Origin of the sequence: Coprococcus sp. AM14-16, from assembly GCF_003434675.1 — a bacterium.
GTDB classification, from domain to species: domain Bacteria; phylum Bacillota; class Clostridia; order Lachnospirales; family Lachnospiraceae; genus Coprococcus; species Coprococcus aceti.
Window position 1 is genome coordinate 908,642 of the sequence record NZ_QTLL01000002.1, and the last position, 16,942, is coordinate 925,583.

The 16,942-nt window shown below is 34.3% G+C and carries 12 protein-coding genes; 10 read left to right on the plus strand and 2 right to left on the minus strand.

From position 1 onward, the window contains the following. Positions 1-46 precede the first annotated feature (46 nt). The 4 genes from DW159_RS10075 (at position 47) to DW159_RS10090 (ending at position 4,970) form a co-directional block, all read left to right on the plus strand. Positions 47-796, plus strand: a complete 750-nt coding sequence (locus DW159_RS10075; protein WP_117550467.1) for a hypothetical protein — start codon at positions 47-49, stop codon at positions 794-796. Then, complete coding sequence (locus DW159_RS10080; RefSeq protein WP_117550469.1) at positions 789-1,097, plus strand: DUF1653 domain-containing protein; 309 nt, start codon at positions 789-791, stop codon at positions 1,095-1,097. The genes DW159_RS10075 and DW159_RS10080 overlap by 8 nt, the downstream gene beginning before the upstream one ends. Positions 1,098-1,449: 352 nt before the next feature. Beyond that, positions 1,450-2,697, plus strand: a complete 1,248-nt coding sequence (locus DW159_RS10085) for an AbiH family protein (RefSeq protein WP_117550471.1) — start codon at positions 1,450-1,452, stop codon at positions 2,695-2,697. Between the two features lie 968 nt (positions 2,698-3,665). Continuing rightward, positions 3,666-4,970 carry a hypothetical protein gene (locus DW159_RS10090; RefSeq protein ID WP_117550473.1) on the plus strand — a complete coding sequence of 435 codons (1,305 nt, stop codon included), beginning with the start codon at positions 3,666-3,668 and terminating at the stop codon, positions 4,968-4,970. Here DW159_RS10090 and DW159_RS14225 read toward each other — a convergent pair whose 3' ends face one another. Beyond that, positions 4,971-5,165 carry an IS110 family transposase gene (locus DW159_RS14225; protein ID WP_243104886.1) on the minus strand — a complete coding sequence of 65 codons (195 nt, stop codon included), beginning with the start codon at positions 5,163-5,165 and terminating at the stop codon, positions 4,971-4,973. Between the two features lie 4 nt (positions 5,166-5,169). Here DW159_RS14225 and DW159_RS10100 point away from each other — a divergent pair, with 4 nt between their 5' ends. From DW159_RS10100 to DW159_RS10125, 6 genes are all read left to right on the plus strand, one after another. Then, positions 5,170-5,424: a hypothetical protein gene (locus DW159_RS10100; protein WP_133302871.1), complete on the plus strand. Its 255-nt coding sequence runs from the start codon at positions 5,170-5,172 to the stop codon at positions 5,422-5,424. Between the two features lie 63 nt (positions 5,425-5,487). After that, on the plus strand, positions 5,488-6,360 hold the full coding sequence (locus DW159_RS10105; protein WP_117550477.1) for a macro domain-containing protein: 873 nt from the start codon (positions 5,488-5,490) through the stop codon (positions 6,358-6,360). Continuing rightward, positions 6,360-7,370, plus strand: a complete 1,011-nt coding sequence (locus DW159_RS10110) for a DarT ssDNA thymidine ADP-ribosyltransferase family protein (RefSeq protein WP_117550479.1) — start codon at positions 6,360-6,362, stop codon at positions 7,368-7,370. Before DW159_RS10105 ends, DW159_RS10110 begins: the two co-directional genes overlap by 1 nt. 668 nt (positions 7,371-8,038) lie before the next feature. After that, positions 8,039-8,434: a hypothetical protein gene (locus DW159_RS10115; RefSeq protein ID WP_242992666.1), complete on the plus strand. Its 396-nt coding sequence runs from the start codon at positions 8,039-8,041 to the stop codon at positions 8,432-8,434. 771 nt (positions 8,435-9,205) lie between these two features. Beyond that, complete coding sequence (locus DW159_RS13905) at positions 9,206-11,941, plus strand: ATP-dependent DNA helicase (RefSeq protein WP_117550481.1); 2,736 nt, start codon at positions 9,206-9,208, stop codon at positions 11,939-11,941. Positions 11,942-12,266: 325 nt separating this feature from the next. After that, entirely contained in the window at positions 12,267-14,672 is a 2,406-nt protein-coding gene (locus tag DW159_RS10125) for a dCMP deaminase (protein ID WP_158547602.1), read from the plus strand. Between the two features lie 834 nt (positions 14,673-15,506). On the opposite strand, the gene DW159_RS10130 is transcribed toward DW159_RS10125, so the two are convergent. After that, positions 15,507-16,844: a nucleotide sugar dehydrogenase gene (locus DW159_RS10130; protein ID WP_117550485.1), complete on the minus strand. Its 1,338-nt coding sequence runs from the start codon at positions 16,842-16,844 to the stop codon at positions 15,507-15,509. Positions 16,845-16,942: the final 98 nt, after the last annotated feature.

Below are 16,942 nucleotides of genomic sequence, written 5' to 3' on the forward strand. Positions count from 1 at the left end.
AATAGCTTACATGGATGAATTAGTAAAATAAATAGGAGGTGATGGCGTGGAGGAAAGAAATGATTTAAAATCTATAATAGCAGTATTAGTAATTATTATTGGAGGCGTAGTAGCAATTCTTATTGATTTATTTTGGTTAAAAACTGACCGTAGTATTTGGATTAGTATTGGGTGTTCGTTACTTGCATCTGGTATTGTTATTTTAGCTCAAGTATTATTAATAGAAGATAGGAAAGAAAATCCTTTGGAAAAATGGGGATTGGAGAAAATATATGAAACCAGAGCTGAAAAAAATCAAGAATCCGATCCGGAATTGGATAAAGCGAAAGTGCAAATTGATGCGGTAGCTTTTGTATTGAAAGCTTTTCGTTCAAGGAGTACAAAAAAAGTAGAGAAGGTTTTAAAAAGAGGAGTAAATATCAGAATACTGACAATGAATCCAGATGAAAACAATTTATTTTTGAAGCAACGAGAGGTAGAAGAGCAGGAGACAAATGGCCAAATTTTAAATAGTATAATTCAATTGGTTAGATGGGCTAATCAATTGAATTCGCGTAATTATGCTGGCAAAGTACTTGTTAAAGGTTACAAATGTATGACTTTGGATTTTTATTGGCGCGTAGATGATGAGATTTACATTGGACCATACTGGTATCATTATGGAAGTCAACAAACAATCACGTATAAATTTAAAAAAGGCAAGAAAGGCTTTGATATTTACAGCGAGTATTTTGAGGATTTATGGGGAGATGTGGAAAATACAGTTAGGTTAACAAAGGAGAATGGGAATGGTTGAGGAAAGACATTTTGACATAGGAGATATAGTTAGACATTTTAAACGGGAATTTGTGACAGATAATTCTTCAATGTATATTTATAGAATAATTGCTTTTGCAATTCATAGTGAAAATAATGAGCGCTTAGTTATATATCAGGGACTTTATCCGCCATATAAGACCTGCGCGCGACCATATGAAATGTTTATTAGTAAGGTTGATTCAGAAAAATATCCAAATGTAAAACAAAAGTATAGGTTTGAGAAAGTAAAAACTGATATGTGGCCTGATTGTGCTTTATCCTTGGAGAAGACTTTATGATTGGCTTTGGGTAAGAGGCAATACCCATTAAGCTAAGTGTTCGATAAAGAGTTCTGTGTAAAAAATATTCGTGGGTAGAGTGAATAAGTATGGATGTTTGAGATGCCAGTGAACATTCCGTGAATATCCGTGCTAATAGGGCTTAGAAAATTTCATGAAAACTCTGTTTGATGTATAGAAACTGATATTATAAAAATATGATTATTTCTGGTGTGTATGCAACTGAAATAAGGTCGAGTTCAAATGTTTCGAGACTTCATTTGTTAGAGTGAGGTCTCTTTTTGTTAGGAGAAAGAAATAGAAGTAGGACATTTTTATTATCTACAATATATTTAAGAAAGAAGTGGATGAGATGATTTTCAGAAAAAAGAAGAAAACAACTGAAAGCCCATCCCCAATAGATACAATTGTAGTTATTGGAAACGGATTTGACAGGTGGCAAGGACTGAATACATCTTATGCGGATTTTCAGACATATTACCATGAACACTTGGATGAAATTTTGAAAAAGCTCCATATCAAAAAGCACAGGTATGTCTGTCCTGACGGTACGGCCGAAGAATGGTCAGATGTAGAGTTGGTTTATGGAGACCCATTTGAACCAGGTGAACTCGATAATGAATTTTGGAATGATTTTGAAAATTCATTGGCTGATATCGATGCAGAACGACTTAATCTTTTCTTTGGAAAAGAGAGAAGTGATCTAAAAGACATGCGAAGGTCACTTCGCAATGCAAAAAGAATTTTAACAGAGGCTTTTTGTGGATGGATCGCCACAATTTCTATCACAGAGGAAGATGCAGGGTATCAGTTTGGAGATAACTGTGTGTTCATCAATTTTAACTATACAGATACGCTACGAAAACGCTTTGGCGTCGATGAAATGAGAGAATTTCATATACATGGTGAGGCAACAGATAAAAAATCTATTGTTTTTGGACACAATCGACATCCACAGGAACCGGAAGCGTTGCTTGCAACAATGGGTGGACGCTTTGGGGGATTGTATTTGGTGGATGAAATCTTATGTGAAACAGATAAGCATTGTCAGGACAATGTCCAGATCCTGTGCATGTTTCTGGCAATGAATGGAGTAATGTGTGAGGAGATTAAAGACATCTATGTCTTGGGACAGTCGATGAGTCCTGTGGATATTGAGTATTTTGATTTCCTGATGAGATGCAGTAAAGTGCCGTCCTTGGACAATACGGAAGAAAAATCAGGTGAACTTGAGGCAGAAGATGAATTGGATGAGCTGGATGAACTGAATCAGCGAATGCAGTTCATAATTGATGAGATTGGATATCACAATACAGCGAATGAAAATGCCGCAAATGCCATGGAAAGATGGCAGCAAAGGGAACAAGCTGCGAGAAACGAGCAATATAGCAAAGAATTCCTGAAGATGTTTGGTAAGCCCGCAAAGACGGAACTGGATTCCGTAAAGGTTGCTCCTAGAACAGAAGATGCGAAGTGGCATATTTCTTATTTCGGTGATACGGATAAGGAATGGAAAGAAATTGTGATGAAAGAGCTGGGTTGTAGTAACTATCAATTATATCCAAGTATAGATGAATGTATTTCTAAGTGGAAAAAGTGATTGTATTTGGAAGACCATGTGTCTATATGGCTGCGTTGCATAAAGATAGAGGCAATAAGAGTTGCCGTGTGCAAGTGATTCCGAAGTGAATGAATTATTGGAGTTAAAGAAAAAAGACTTGATACATTTTAAAATCTTACATATAATATAGGTGAAAGAAGAAATTCTTTGAGAGGATACGGATAGCACCTCTTTCCCTAGTGGGGGACAATAAATATACCATGAATGCTCGGCAATAGGTGATATGTTGTCGCTATCCTTATTTAGGACTTAGGGCTCGGTTCAATTGAACTGAGCCTTTATTCGTATATGGAGAAGAAAATGTTAACAGTACCGGATTTGATAAATATTCAATATATACCAGAAATAACTGACATATCGCTTATACTCATGGTGAATTTTTATGAACAATATCTTTGTAAGCGATTTTGGGTGTTTGAATTAGCAGATGGACAAAAAGTCAAATTGTTTTTTTAAGATACATCTGAGATTTTTCATGTTTCTGGAATTGAACATATATATGGGAAAAAAGATAGAGGCAGTTAAGAATAAAGGCATTAGGTTAGGAAAGAAAAGTGTATAAGAGTTTTTTTATGCCTACGAGTGGTTTACCGTTTACGCTATGAACATGTGGAGACAGAATTTGCGGCGTTTTTGAGATGGAGTTTTCTACATATTCACTTAAGGTGAAGTTTCTTATTCTTCCAGTATTTGTTGGAGAATGGTATTGGTATGTGGTTATCAGCAACAGAATTAGGTGGAAAATGTGGTTTAACAGGGGAACAATTTAATTGTGTACAAAATGATAAGGGGATAGCGACGAAACACAAGAGGAGTATTATCACTATTTAAAAGTGAAGAATTTCCCAATATTAAAAGGGAGAGATAATCCATTACGATACAGCATGGCAGAGATAATTGGACAAACAACAATGAATTTATAATAAAATAAAAGGGGGATATAGTAAATGGAAATAAAGAAATTTAAGCAGTGGTTGATTGAAAATGAGTACGAAGAGGATGAGCTTTTTGTTCAATCAATAAAGTGTTTTCAAATAGAAGCATACAAAGCAGCATATTTGTATTCTTATTTAGCCTTGATAAATTATATTAAAGAGATAATTATTGGCTATCACGGAATACCAATTCCTTTTCTCGAAAAAATTAAAGGAAAAACGGACAATGATAAGAAGGCCATATGGAAAAAGAAAATCAACGATTTGAATTTAGATGATAAATGGGAAGAAAATACATGGAACTTTATTAATGAAGGAAAAGAAACTAATATATTTAAGTTAACAGATAGTGTTAGGGTTGAATTCAGCCAAAAAAAGAATTTGAGAAATTCCTGTGTACATAATAAAAAAAGAGATGTTTCTTCTGCAACAGTTGAAGACTTATGGGATTTTATTACTTATGTCAAGCCATTATTAGTAATAAATGGGACGGTTGAAATGTTAATAAATAAGTTTAAGAAAATTATCAAGTTTACGGATCAAAAAGATTATGAAGAAGAAATTGATATATTTTATAAACAATACATTTTGCTACAATACGATGATAGGAAGGAAGTATTTGTAAGTATTATAAATTATTTGGAGGAATGCATACATACGAATGATTATGAAGGGATGGAGTGCATTGATGTTTTAATGGCAAAGGTTTTTCAAAAAAATAATGTTAATGAATATGATTGGATAAATAATATATATATAGAAATCTATTTATTTGTCAATTTAGATTCGTTTGAGTTGAAATATTCTAAGGAGGATCTTCAAGAATATGTATTTCTCAATAAAAATCGCTTCTTGTCAATTGTAATTCCTCTAGGAAAGTATAAAAAAAATGATGAACTTCTAAAAAAAATATTTTCTAATAAACAGTTTAGTGAATGGTGGGAGATTTTTACGACTATTGCAGGAAGTGAAGAAATGTTTGAAATGAGTGAAGATATTATGGATATGATTATAAACTCAAATAAAATAGATGATATCCTAGAACAAATGGAGAAACAGTTGTATTACTATGTAACAAGCTGGGGAAGTGTAAAACAATGTGACACTTTTGACTATCGAAAATTTAATAAATATAGAGGCTATGTAAAGATTATTTTAATGATGATAAAGTGCGGAAAATTATCTAACATAAAAACAGATGAATTAGTAGAAAGGTGCAAGAAAATTCTGAACCTGGATTATTCTGTAGAATCTACTCGAAATAATTATTTGGATATATGTAATTTTTTGAAAGGATGTCCTGGTATTTATGAGTGATTACAAATTATATAAATTTATCCAAGATATAATCAGATGAGTTTGTATTGACACTCCTAATCGAACGTGGGTTGGCGCCGGATTTACAAAACAGGCTGCTGTACAAAAGTATTGTGGACTACCAGATATAAGCAAATTAGCCTGAAAGTTTCCAGACTGATAGACAGAAGGATCTAAACCAGCATATGCAAGCAACTTGTTGGAGCTGGAGAAACGATGTATAGTAAATATAAATGACCCTCAATTTGAGGCAGAAGTATGCCAATGCAATGTTGTAGCACTGTTCAATTCATATTGTAAAAAATATTTTAGCCATGATGATATTACATATTTTGACGACATATCATTTGATGATGTTATAAATAAATCTGATAAAAGCATGGAATGGGATACTAAATTCAAAAGATTTGAGGAGGCAAGAAAAGCTTTTCAGGAAATGAAAGTCTGTAATTAATATACTTGGTGAGGGAAAATGTGTTATAGTGCATATATATTCAAAAGTTAGGAATGGTGAAGTATGATAACATATATAGAAGGTGATTTATTCAATAGTCCGGCACAGGTACTGGTTAATACGGTGAATACCGTGGGGGTTATGGGAAAAGGAATTGCTTTGGAATTTAAAAAAAGATATCCGGAAATGTTTAAACAGTATAAAAAGATGTGTGACGAACATAAACTTACAATAGGTCGACTGATGCTATGGTATGAGCAGGATCATTGGCTTTTGCAATTCCCAACTAAAGAAAATTGGCGAAATCCTTCAAAAATCGAGTATATAGAGAAAGGTCTTGCTTCATTTGTAAAGAAATACGCAGATTACAATATTTCATCTATAGCTTTTCCTAAGCTAGGGTGTGGGAACGGTGAATTAAACTGGGATGATGTTAAGATTGTCATGGAGAAATATCTTAATGATTTACCAATAGATGTGTATGTATATTTACGACCGTTAGACAAGCAGCTGCCAGAGCATAAGAAAACAGTGGAAATGACAAAGTGGTTGAGACAAAATGCAAAAGATATGTCATTTGCCGGTGTGAAAGATGATATATCATATAGCAGTGCATTGGTTCCTATAACATTTGAAGTAGAAGGAATGAAGTGGACGGCAAGTTGGAACGCTGAAGATTTTCTAATATTTGAGAATGGCGAGGAAACATTGAAACTTAGCGATGAGGATGCCCGAGCTATTTGGGATAAAATAAGTGAAAAGAGGGTTTTTGCTACGGATGATAATAAGATTCATGACCTTTTTTATATCTTATTAGCTCATATGGGATATCTGGATGAAGTAAATATAGATGATAACATGAAAGCTGGTTTAAAAAAGGGATATCAGTTGAATTCATGGAAGGGACAAGCTTTTCTGGTTAAGGGGGATAAGTAATGACATATGAGGAGATTATCGCACAGAATTATTTGAATAAATGGTGGGCGGAATTTGCATTTCATTATACTGATATGTCAAATGCTGTTAATATTCTTCGCGATGGTTGTTTATATAGCAGGATTGACGCTGAGATATATGGAAATATGAGTAATGATAATGCAAGTATGCAGGTAATCAATATGACCAATTCAGATATTGAGTCATATGTGAGAATGTATTTCAGACCACATACGCCTACACAGTATCATAATGAGGGATATAAACATGTTCGACTAAGATATTGCCGTGATCAGGAGGCTAATGTACCAGTTCCTGTATTTTTTTTGTTTGATCTAGCATCTGTTTTGAAAAAGAAAGGAACTATGTTTTCAGAGAAATCTCTAGCCGGATTTGGAGACCAACTGCAGAACGGAGTGGAAGCCTTTGCTAACTTGAATTTTCAACAAATATATAAGACTGGTTACATGGAGAATCCGAATCTGGAAAAGAAATATAGACAGGCAGAAATTGTGTACCCTGGGGAATTCCCTATTGAAGATACACTCTGCTGTATAGTTTGTAGAAATGATATAGAACGTCAGTCTTTGCTGAATAAACTGCGTTGTGTAGATTACAACTTGTTTGTAAAATACAGAAATCGTATAAAAGTTGATCGTAGCTGTTTTGAATGTAATGGACTATTTATAGAACAATGTAATTATTATGGAGATAAAATTGGTGTAGTGTATTCAGATACGAAGGATAAAAAATATTATATTCGCAGGTATAAAGATGGCGATGAGCAGTTATTGGTACGTGCTCATGCAGAGTTTATTTGGAAACGATCTGAACAGGTGATATTTAGGCAGTACTGTGATTTTGCTATAGATTATGAAAATCCCCGTTCTACACAATTTAGCGGAATGGTGAAACCAGAAGGTGCGACTGCATTGTATATGGAAATATCATTTGAAAATAAAAGCATGTGTTTAGTGTGCTGGCAGTTGGCAGAGTCTGCAATGTTGTAGAAATTAGAATACATATAACGATTGCTATAATGGAGTTATCAATGTCGAAAAATATATATTCGCCGATTGTATAATGAAGTTGGACACTAACTAAATAAAATAGCTCATGGCACAAGAGCTCATTTCTAAAGAAGTTGATGGTATGTCAGATGAACAGTTTTTGACGAAGATGAAGTTGTTAATAGGTGGCAAGGTTACAAATGCTGCAATGCTTTTGTTGGGAAATTCTGATTTTGACTATTTGTTCACAGCCGCTCCAAGTATTATGTGACGTATCTATGGTGCGGACGGAACATTATTAACGGTCTTAAAAAATAAGAATGTTATTGAAAAGTATGGAGAAAACCAACGTAAAGCTAACTGGATATTAAAAGATTAATCGGTTTAGGATTGGTTTAGTTTGTTTTGTTTAAACCGATTGAATCAGCAATTGAATATTCTTGTGCGACAGAGGACACTAGAGGTGCCAGGTGCAGACGAACATTTGCATTTGCACGTTTGAGATTTCTTCGTGAAAACTCGGCTGCTAGCGAAAAAGTTTACCACTTCGATAAAGGAGCGTGATTTATATGCACCACAAATTAGATATCCATCAAATACCGGAAGAAATGCTCTATGTCAATGACCCTTAATTGGCTGTGAAAGTACCATATGAAACGGAAGACGAGATGGAGAAAGCAGTCACTGGAAAGAAAAAGTCTGAGGGTGGGATTCTACCAGATGACAATGTGAGAATATATGTGCCGATGGATTTGAATGACGATGGCATTATGCGTCAGCTTTACGCTCTCTATGGCGCACTCGGCGAGCCGACGGAAAGTAATGAATTGGTTTATCATTCTGGCGTAAGAAAAATAATTACTCAGCTGGAAATATATGACCAGGTGTGGGTGGCAAGAAAAGTTGAAGAGAGCGTTCAGAAAGAGAACGGTGGCGTGATACACAGTCGGAAGGGGATTGAATTGGCAGGAGAGATTATCAATTATCTGGAAGAAAACGAAAGGGCTGCCGAGTGTTTTCCGTATGATGAGGTCGAGGAGCTGAGAGATGCATTCTGGCTCTGAATGGATCTTCGTAAAACTATGGGTAGCAATAACTATGATAATTTGGGATAACGCAAATACTTGAAAAAAACATTGTTTTTTTATGAAAATCGCATATACTAATATCAACAGTACCCAACACGCCTCTCAACGATGCGGACCACGTTGGGTCTTTTAATTTTAAGGAGAAAATATATGGGGGAACTGAAACAACATCAACCATCAATGTCAATTGATGAGCAGGTGGAGAATTTAAAATCACTGGAATTTATATGTAGACCAAATAGAAGCATTAATAGAGAAGTATGAAAAAATAGATGTAAGGACAATGGGATTTACTGATAATTGGAAGGAATTATTGGAGATAGGTTAAGTTGGAATTTGCAGAGACAGATAAATAATATTGATGAGCATAAAAATGGGCTGTGAAAAAACTCAATCGAGTTTTTTCACAGCCATTGTTTTATATATAACAGTGTTGTTGGGAGCATGTTAAAGGCAGGTGAATAAAACCATCTGTAAAACAAGCTTTGAACTTTACTTCGGGAGTTGACTTTCGCATATTATACTTAACTCCCTATAAACCTGTCCCCAGTTCCGTAACGGAAGTGTCCTTTTCTTAGTTGCTTCAAGATAAGATTGCAAAAATGTGACAAAACTAGAAAAATACTACAAAAAATGCATCTCAGATTGCAAAAAATGACATATATATATTGTTTCTGCGCTGAATTTCATATAAAATATACGACATATCTATATATGTATAAATAAAAAGGGGGATGCATAGTAGTTATGTTGAAAATTGAAGAAAAGATATATGACATCGATAATGTGATATGTGAAAATTTGAATATGCTGGATAGCACAATGGTTACAAGGGACATCATATCTCAAAATTTATTAGCCCAATCTAGAAACCTTGTTGAGCATATTGCGGTGAGAGCTTATGGTGGAGGAAAAGAAATTGCTATTAATCGAGATACTGTGCCAAGAGCATTGGCATATCTCAAAGAAGATAATAAATATTTGTTTTTGAGAAAATTTCATTCATTTCTGCAAGAATCAAAATCTCATTACACACCAGATAATGAGGGCGCCGAGAGGCTGATGATAAAATATTATCAGTTTTTTGCGATGATTAGAAATTTTGCTAAGTATGAATATGGAATGGAGTTATTATCAAATTTGGAAAAATTTCCACTTAATACAGATAGAACAGTAGAAGAATTCCGTGAAAAAATAGCGGAATTGTTGAAAGAAAAAAGAAATTTCGTCGATTACAGTCGAACTGAAAGGATGTATGTACATAAGGTTATTCCATTTATTGTTGATGGAGTTCCATATTATGAAATGGTACTTACACCTGCGTATGACTCTACAAGTAAATTTGATAGATTTATTGTTTACTCTGAAAATATGCTACCATCGCATTATGCAATAAAAGCTGCAATTTTTTATGAAGATATTGAGGTAAATGGCAAAAAAATGCCAGTTAATATTTTGACTGAATTCTCTGTATCTATTAGGCCATGTGAATTTAATAATTTTGCTGATCTGTTTGATGAAAAAATACGAATGACAACAGGGAGCGCAGAGTATATAGGTATGATGAAATATTTGTCTTATTCTGGGGCAAGTCTGCTGGATGTTGTTTTATCATCAGAGAGTGACTATATAAGGTATAAGAATGTAATGTTTGGGCGGAGTAAGGCAAAACATTTTGAGCCGGTTTTGGATAGTGCACGTTGTTTGATTTTGGCGGGAAAGCCAGGAAGTAATGTTATTAGATACTTGCTTCATACTATGAATAATAAAGTTCTTAAGTTGCAGAAGGACAAAGATTACAATAGTGTACTTTCAGGTCTTAGACTTAAATGGGGATGCATTCCTTTTGATGAAATGCCATTTGCAACATCGTTGATTCGTCATAATCCTGAAACTATAGATCTATTTGAAAGTATTGATCAGTCAGGGAGAGAGCACGAGTTTATGGCTAAGTATATTAAGAACAATATGAATACTAATTCTAAACTTTATACACCTATAAAAGAGTTAGAAGGGTTCACAAATGACATAGATGCAGCTATAGATACATTTAACAGAAATATTCATATAAAAAAACATGAAGGACGAAAGCTTGCAAAATTTGGACAGAGTGTTTATGTGAAAGGGGCTTTTGATAATACGAAGTATATTATAGAAGAGCTGATGAGAGTGTCCGAATCAGGTATATTGGGATATACAAATGCTATTTCTGCATGGATGGATGAAAATCAGGCTATCGATAGTGAAGAAAAAAAGGCGATTTTACAAAGACTGTTTGAAAGAACGCATGTTGCAATGATTTATGGAGCTGCAGGAACAGGAAAGACCTATATGATTAATCAGGTATCACAGTTCCTTGATTCACATTCTAAATTATATCTTGCAAATACTAATCCAGCAGTTGAAAATCTAAGGCGAAATGTGATGGCACAAAATTGTAAATTTATGACTATTCGTAAGTATATTCTGACGAAAAATGTGCCAGTAGATGTCGACATTTTGATAATGGACGAGTGTAGTATGGTCAGTAATTCAGATATGGCTGATGTTTTAAGAAAGATAAATTGTAAAGTTATGCTTTTAGTAGGAGATACATACCAGATAGAATCTATTGATTTTGGTAATTGGTTTTCAATGGCAAAGTATTTTATTCCAAGATATGCATGGTACGAGTTAGAAACTCCATATAGAACCAAGGATGAAGATTTATTAACCTTGTGGAAAAAGGTTAGAAAGCTTGATGAAGATTTGACGGAACATATTGTTGCGAACAGGTATGCATCTAATCTGGGGGCTTCAGTTTTTGATAAGAAGTCGGAAGAGGAAATAATACTTTGCTTGAATTATGATGGACTGTATGGAATTAACAATATAAATCGGTTCCTTCAAGAGAACAATCCTAATCCTGCAGTGAGATGGGGAATGTGGACATACAAAGTGGGGGATCCAATCCTTTTTAATGAGTCAGATAGGTTTGTGCCATTATTGTATAATAATTTAAAAGGTACTATTATAGAAATAAAAAAAGAGTCTGAAGATAAGATATGGTTTACACTTGAAATTGATAAGATCCTTACAGAACTTGATGTTATGGAATGGGATATTGAGCTATTGGAATCTATTACACCAGGAAAATCTGTCATTAGATTTTATTCATTAAAAAAAGATTCTGATAATGATGATGCAGATTTTTCATATGAGACAGATGTGCCATTCCAAATTGCATATGCTATATCTATACATAAAGCGCAAGGCTTGGAGTATGATTCTGTTAAAATAATAATTACAGAGGAAGTTGATCGTATGATCACGCATAATATTTTTTATACGGCTATTACTCGATCAAAGAAAAATCTGAAAATATACTGGAGTCCTGAGACTCAGGAAAAAGTTATTAATAACTTTGAGATTACAAATGCAAAAGGTGATTCAACAATCTTTGCAGCACAAACTCATAAAAAAATGATGAAGATTAAAGAATGAGCTATCAGTTATGTGTAGAATTATTGAGTGCCCATATCTGAAATTCCGCAGGTATTTTGTAATGAAGGCGGAACATATGAAGTGCATTATTGTGCAAACTGTGGAAGTCAACTCACGTTTAATCGAAAAGGTCAACTCGAATGTCATTGTAATGCTCCTATTTCCATTATGTGTGGAGAAGGACATCGATCAACGGAACTGAACAAATATGGGGCACCCCTTTTACTGGAGACTTAGTGAAAGGGTGGATATATTATTTATGAGGAAGAGTATATTTTAAATAATGACTATAATATTTAATAATTTTGACGATGGAGGATTGAGTATGGAGAATTACAATGATGCTGTTAACCAAATCTATAGTGAAAAAGAAAATGAGATTATAATAGGCTTGACGGGCAGGACAGGAGCAGGATGTAGTACTGCTGCTGGTATTTTAAAAAAGTCATTTGATGAACTGGAGTATGAGTATTTTGATAGTGACGATAACTCGATAAGGGAAAGAAAAGAGTTTGATATAATAAAGGATTATATGGAGTCTGATAGTAGATGGAGGCCGTTCGAGGTAATAGAAGGAAGTTGTATAATACTGTCATATATTTTAGAACAAGAGGGTGGGGTAAAGGCCTTTATAGAATATTTGAAATATCTTCAAAGTAATCATAATAAGACATCATTTATTATTTTGAATTTTAATGAACTTGTAAATGAAATAAATGGTTTGGATTATATGTTTAAGGAAATTTCAGAATTTCCTATACCTTCAATTGAGGAACTAAATTCTTTTTCGACAGATGTGTTGGACAAGTATTATGAATTGTATATTAGGAAATTAGCTGATTATAAAAATAGATTTAAAAAAATTTTTTATAAATATTCTTGTTATGAGGAAGAGAAGAGAAAACTTCAAGATGAACCTCCAGTAAAATATCATTTATATACATATTTATTGCAAAAAATTGCTAATAATATTAGAGCCAGTGGTACTCCATATGAAGATAAATTGTGCCAAAATAGAATATTAGATTTTGCAAAGCGAATAAAATTAATGATAGAGTTAATAAAAAAATATAGAAAAGGGGACAAAATACGTATATGTATAGATGCAATTAGAAATGCGAATGAGTCAAACTATTTAAAAGACGTTTATCGATCATACTTCTTGATATCTATAAGCGTGGATGAGAAAATGCGGCAAAAAAGATTAGGCAAATTAGATGTGGAAGAACAAAGAGGTTTAGATTATGTAGAATATGAGTCGAATCTAGATAATGGAGAAATATTTTATCATCAAAATATAGCGAATTGTTTTGAAATGGCAGATATTCATCTAGTTAATTTAGATGAGCAAAATGGTAGAAGATTGATGCTAACTAGGCAGTTAGTTAAATATATTACACTGATGATTCATCCGGGATTGGTCGTTCCAAACGATGTAGAAAGGTGTATGCAACTTGCATATAATCTAAAGTATAATTCAGGGTGTTTATCTAGACAGGTCGGGGCAATTGTAACTGATAGCAATTTCTCAGTAAAATCAGTAGGGTGGAACGATGTTCCTAATAAGCAACTGGAATGTATATACAGAGATGTTCATGGATATTGTAAAGGAAATCAGAGAGAATGTTATAGTCAGTTTGAATATGATAATGAGACATTAAAAAAGATATTTGAACATTTAGATAAAGAGATTTCTAAAGTCGATTTGCATGGAAGAAAGTTTTCATATTGTTTTAAGGATATTTATAATGGATGGAAAGGCGATAAAAACCAGGTGTTTACAAGGGCTCTTCATGCAGAAGAAAATGCTTTTTTGCAAATATCTAAATATGGAGGTATGGGAATAGAAGGCGGAAATTTATTTTGTACAGCAAGCCCATGCGAATTATGTTCGAAAAAGGCGTTTCAATTAGGAATAAAAAAAATCTACTACATAGATCCTTATCCTGGAATTGCGCAAACGCATATATTAAGATTTGGAAAAGGTAAAGGAAATCCGGAATTGCATTTGTTTAGTGGAGCTATTGGAGAGGCATATGTTAGGTTGTACAGACCTATGCTTGCTCAGAAAGATGAATTAGAATTAGTAACGGGGATAAATAGTAAAGCGGAAGTACGGAGTATTATTGATACAAGCTCAAGAAAAACATCTGCAAAGGATCTGAAGTATAAATTGATGGAGGTTTCATTAGAGTTTGTTAGTAGAGAAAGCATAGAGAGTATTAGAAAAGTAGATTTAGAAGTGCTAGATGGTGAATTTGATGTTTTGGAAAGAAGTATAACTTGGACAGGAAGTTCATATGATAAATCAGAGCTTATTGATGATGGAGACAAATTCACATTGGAAGACTCGAAAGATCAAGTATCCCCATATCATTATAAAATAAATCTAAACAATAAGTTTTGTAAAGGTCAGCGGATTTCATACGGAATAAAAACTTATTTAAAGGATGAATCTCAATTAATGCATGAGTATTTGGCCCAGATTGTAAAGTATCCAATTGAAAATCTGATTTTAAGAGTAATTATTCCTGAAAAGAATGCGTTGCTTGATAATGTGCGTTATGTAAGATATGCGGATATGAAAATGGAGTATGAATTTCTTGATCAAGAAAATAAAGTAACAGAAACAAAAAAAGATAATAAGATAATATATGAATTACAGATTGAAAATCCGAATCTATTTTATACATATAGTATGGAATGGGATTTTATTAAAGTCAAGTCTTGAATAACAAATTATTTAATACTATCATAGGTATATGAGGAGGATTTTTATATGGACGGAGACTGAGGTAGTTATAATTAAAGAGAGCGGTATCGGTACATTGGTTGGTATCTCATAATCAAGAAAAAGTTCACGGCAGAGTCGTGGACTTTTTCTTTTAAAATAAGCAAGATATTTAGTTAAATGCCACATGAGATTTGGCAAAAGCGATTATGCCAAACCAAAATGAATGTTAAATGCGAGACTGTTATGTACATTTCACTTTCCATTATCAGATTTACAACTACAGCTAGTTAATAAATATGGTATTGAAGAATGTGAATAATCCGGGCTCCGTGTCCCTGTTGTCCGGGAATAGGAAAACACAAATGTAATGATTTGGACGAATTTTGTCAAAACTATTCGGAATATATAAAAAAGCATGATTATACGTATCAATTACTTAAAGATATTGAAATTACAGCATGATAAATGCAAATTCATGAAAATATTAGTGCAATATTTATGGATATTGCATATACTAAGACCAACAGAACCCAACACGCCTTTCAACGATGCGGACCATGTTGGGTCTTTTGATTTTTAAGGAACTCAATTTTTTGAGTTCCTTTTTGAGTTCTTCAATTGTTTTTTTACTTGATTGCAAGAACTAAAAACAAAACATGAGAAAGTGAAATGATAATTAAAAAGGGGACATAAGTTGTTGACTCCTTAAATTAGCATAATACTGTTTATTGTATACTTAAAATACCAACTATTGCAGAGGGCAATCCCCAAAGTTGCATGAGGATTTGGAGGCAAAGGAATTGGCGTGAATGTTTTAACAATTTTTAGAGATTAATCTCTCTTAAAAATATCCCTCGTATAAACTTTATCCTTCACATCGTCAAGGCACGAGTCGTATCTGTTGGCGATGATAGCATGGCTGATTTTTTTGAATTTCTTAAGGTTATTTACCACTTCTGAGCCGAAGAATGTTTCGCCGTTCTTGAGAGTTGGCTCGTAGATGATAACTTTGGCGCCTTTGGCCTTGATCCTTTTTATGACACCCTGGATGGAGGATTGGCGGAAATTATCTGAGTTGCTCTTCATGGTCAGGCGGTACACGCCAATCACACATTCCTTCTCCTGTTCAGGAGCGAAATCACCGCGATTATTATAATCATAGTAGCCGGTCATATTCAGTACCTGGTCCGCTATGAAATCTTTTCTTGTCTTGTTGCTCTCGACAATGGCAGATATCATGTTCTGTGGCACATCGTTGTAGTTTGCCAGCAGCTGCTTTGTATCCTTTGGAAGGCAGTATCCACCATATCCGAAACTTGGATTGTTATAGTGATTGCCGATACGCGGATCAAGACATACTCCATTGATGATCTCCTGTGTATTTAGTCCCCTTGTTTCTGCGTAGGTGTCAAGTTCGTTGAAATATGAGACACGTAATGCAAGGTAAGTATTTGCAAAGAGCTTTACAGCCTCTGCCTCTGTGAAGCCCATGAACAGTGTATCGATATTTTCTTTGATAGCTCCCTGCTGAAGCAATGCCGCAAATGTGTGGGCCTTTTCGGACGACTCTTCATCGCAGGATACGATGATTCGTGATGGGTAGAGGTTGTCGTACAGAGCCTTAGATTCCCGTAGAAATTCAGGACTGAATATGATATTCCTGGTATTGTATTTCTCTCTTACAGAAGCAGTATAGCCCACTGGAACGGTTGATTTGATGATCATTGTAGCATCAGGATTTACTTTGAGTACAAGCTCTATAACGGCTTCGACTGCAGAGCAGTCGAAGAAATTCTTTTTACTGTCGTAGTTGGTTGGAGCCGCTATGACCACAAAGTCAGCAGTTCTGTATGCTTCCTCGGCATCAAGGGTTGCGGTGAGATCCAGTTTCTTCTCGGCAAGATACATCTCTATATAGTCGTCCTGGATAGGAGATTTTCTGTTGTTGATAAGTTCAACCTTTTCAGGAATGATATCGACCGCAGTTACATGGTTGTGCTGTGCAAGAAGCGTTGCGATTGACAGACCAACATAACCGGTACCTGCTACTGCTATATTGTATGCTCTGTCGAGGCTTGTTGTATTGACAGCTTTCTTTTTCTCTTCTAACAGATCAACAACTTCAAAGTCAAGGGCTTCGGCCATCTTGGTTATTGATATTTTTTTCATGGGTAGAGTCCTCTCTAAATTTATATTGCAAGTTGATAGACAATCGGTGCAATGCCTTGATGTGATTTAAAATAACACATATCAACCAAATACAAAAA

Coding starts and splice junctions, on each gene's coding strand:
- DW159_RS10080 (WP_117550469.1), top strand. CDS start 789: ATGGTTGAGGAAAGACATTTTGACATAGGAGATATAGTTAGACATTTT.
- DW159_RS10085 (WP_117550471.1), top strand. CDS start 1,450: ATGATTTTCAGAAAAAAGAAGAAAACAACTGAAAGCCCATCCCCAATA.
- DW159_RS10090 (WP_117550473.1), top strand. CDS start 3,666: ATGGAAATAAAGAAATTTAAGCAGTGGTTGATTGAAAATGAGTACGAA.
- DW159_RS10105 (WP_117550477.1), top strand. CDS start 5,488: ATGATAACATATATAGAAGGTGATTTATTCAATAGTCCGGCACAGGTA.
- DW159_RS10110 (WP_117550479.1), top strand. CDS start 6,360: ATGACATATGAGGAGATTATCGCACAGAATTATTTGAATAAATGGTGG.
- DW159_RS10115 (WP_242992666.1), top strand. CDS start 8,039: ATGGAGAAAGCAGTCACTGGAAAGAAAAAGTCTGAGGGTGGGATTCTA.
- DW159_RS13905 (WP_117550481.1), top strand. CDS start 9,206: ATGTTGAAAATTGAAGAAAAGATATATGACATCGATAATGTGATATGT.
- DW159_RS10125 (WP_158547602.1), top strand. CDS start 12,267: ATGGAGAATTACAATGATGCTGTTAACCAAATCTATAGTGAAAAAGAA.
- DW159_RS10130 (WP_117550485.1), bottom strand. CDS start 16,844: ATGAAAAAAATATCAATAACCAAGATGGCCGAAGCCCTTGACTTTGAA.